Origin of the sequence: Synechococcus sp. R8-2, assembly GCF_047461715.1 — a bacterium.
Taxonomy (GTDB): Bacteria; Cyanobacteriota; Cyanobacteriia; order Thermostichales; family Thermostichaceae; genus Thermostichus.
Genome location: NZ_JANSHQ010000399.1, coordinates 1 through 2168 on the forward strand (window position 1 = coordinate 1; position 2168 = coordinate 2168).

At 58.4% G+C, this 2168-nt stretch carries 2 protein-coding genes; both read left to right on the top strand.

Annotated elements, in window-relative coordinates; translation table 11 throughout:
- Positions 1 to 1559 (top strand): ABC transporter substrate-binding protein (locus NW819_RS09790; protein ID WP_414413618.1); only part of this gene is annotated, 1559 nt, incomplete at its 5' end.
- 38 nt (positions 1560 to 1597) lie between these two features.
- The coding region (locus tag NW819_RS09795) for an ABC transporter ATP-binding protein (protein WP_414413619.1) at positions 1598 to 2168 on the top strand (571 nt) is incomplete at its 3' end.

The window sequence follows — 2168 nt, forward strand, 5'->3', positions numbered from 1 at the left end:
TGAAACAGCGGGTAGCCATTGCCCGGGCTTTGGCCATCCGTCCGCGGGTGCTGCTGTTGGATGAGCCCTTTGGCGCTCTGGACGCCTTGACGCGCGGCAACCTGCAGGAGCAACTGATGGAGATTGCCCAGGCGGAGCAGCTCACCTGTGTCATGGTTACCCACGATGTGGATGAGGCGCTGCTGCTTTCGGATCGGGTGGTAATGATGACCAATGGCCCGGAGGCCCGCATTGGCCAGATTTTGCGGATCCCTTTTCCTCGACCCCGCCATCGTTTGGAAGTGGTGCGTCACCCCGACTACTACAGCCTGCGGGGAGAGATGATCTACTTTCTCAACCAGCAAAAGCGGGCTCGCCAAAAAACGCCTGTTCGCGTGGCCATTGCCAAACACGGCCTGGAGAAGGTCAATTTGGAGGTTGGCTTTGTGCCCCTCAACGACTGCGCCCCGCTGGTGGTGGCGCAGGAAAAAGGCCTGTTTCAAAAGCATGGCCTGGAGCAGGTCACCCTGGTGCGGGAGCCAGGCTGGAAGACCATCTGGGAAGGGATCCGCTCCGGTCGGCTGGATGCGGCCATGGTGGTGGCCGGGATCCCGTTGGCCTCCACGTTGGGGGTGGGGGGAGTTCCGGTGCCTTTGATTACCGCGCTAACCCTCTCCCGCGGCGGCAACGCCATTACCTTTGGGCGCAGACTTTTGGAGCGAGGCGTTCAAAGCCTGGCGGATTTTCGCCAATACCTCAACCACACCCCCGACACAGTCCACACCCTGGGAGTGGTTCATCCGGCTTCCATGCAAAACTTCCTGTTGCGGCACTGGCTAGCCGGTGGGGGGGTGGATCCGGATCGGGACGTTACGTTGACGGTGATCCCGCCGCCGCAGATGGTGGCCCACCTCAAGGCCGGCAACATCGACGGCTACTGCGTGGGCGAGCCCTGGAACTCCCGCGCCGTGCGGGAACAGTTGGGATTTATCGTCACCACCACCCCTGAAATCTTACCCAGCCACATCGAAAAGGTGCTGACGGTGCGCCAGGATTGGGCGCAAAACTACCCCCGTACCCATGTAGCTCTGGTCAAGGCACTACTGGAGGCTTGTCACTACTGCGATCAGCCGCAGCACCGTTCTGAGATCTTGGAGTGGCTGGCTCAGCCCCAGTATGTGGGCGTGGCCCTGGAGGATCTGCAGCCGGGGTGGACGGGTATTCTGCAGCGGGGAATTGCCGATGAATCCCAAGCCCTCACCGGTTTTCACCAGTTTGCCAACGGGCGCAACACCTGTCCGGAAAGATTGGAACACCTCTGGATCCTGACGCAGATGGCTCGCTGGGGACTCTGCGCTTTTCCCCGCAATTGGGTTTCGGTTCTCGACCAAGTTCTGGACAGCGAAACCTACGCCCTAGCCGCCAGAGAACTGGGCCTTCCGGATCGGGCCCACGACCGCGGAGCTTTACTCTTTGCCGATGGATCCCGCTTTGACGGAGAGGATCCCGTTGCTTACCTGGAGTCGGTGGCCATCCGGCAGGATCTGAAGCTGCAGGAGTACCGGCTCAGCGAAGTTTAGCTTTTGTTACCTTAAACTCTCGATTGGAAAACACCATGATGACCAGCTCCCGCACGTTCTCCTCACCGCTATCTTCTGCTTCTCCGGTTGCAGGACTGCCCCTTCTTTGTCTTCAGAATGTGGGCAAGACCTACTTCACCTCAGCAGGGCCCTTCGTTGCGCTGGAAAATATCAATCTGGAAGTGGCCGCCGGTGAGTTTGTTTGCATTATCGGCCACTCGGGTTGTGGCAAATCCACCTTGATCAACATGGTGGCGGGTTTTTCGACTCCCACTTCGGGATCCATTACCCTCAAGGGCCAGCCCATCACCTCCCCAGGGCCAGATCGGATGATGGTGTTTCAACATTATTCCCTTTTGCCCTGGCTGACTGCCTTTGAAAATATTTATCTGGTGGTGGATCAGGTTTACCCAAACAAATCCCGGCGGGAGAAAAGGGAAATTGTTCAAGAACACCTAGAATTGGTAGGTTTAGCAGAGGCAGCCCACAAGCGGCCCAAGCAGCTTTCTGGAGGCATGAAGCAAAGGGTAGCCATTGCCCGCGCTCTTGCCGTTCGTCCAGAAGTTTTGCTGTTGGATGAGCCTTTTGGGGCCTTGGATGCCATTACCA